Genomic DNA, 237 nt, shown 5'->3' with positions numbered 1-237 from the left:
GGGTAAATTGAAAAAAAAAAACCCCAAAACACCCCCCCAACCAAACAAACACACCCACCAAAAAAAACAAAAAAACCCCCCCCCACCCCCCCCCCCCCCCCCCCAAAAAAAAAAAAAAAAAAAAAAAAAACAAAAAAAAAAAAAAAAAAAAAAAACACAAAAAAAAAAAAAACAAGCAAAAAACAACAAAAACAAACAAAAAAAAAAAAAAAAAAAAAAAAAACAACACCACACCAC

General features: G+C 30.8%; 1 protein-coding gene. It reads left to right on the top strand.

The features are described from left to right. Positions 1 to 237: hypothetical protein (locus tag AC0L2B_RS00035; RefSeq protein ID WP_473743606.1), on the top strand; the 237-nt coding region annotated here is incomplete at both ends.

Source organism: Mesorhizobium sp. WSM4815 (assembly GCF_055811575.1).
This window is presented reverse-complemented; position numbering and strand designations above follow the sequence as displayed.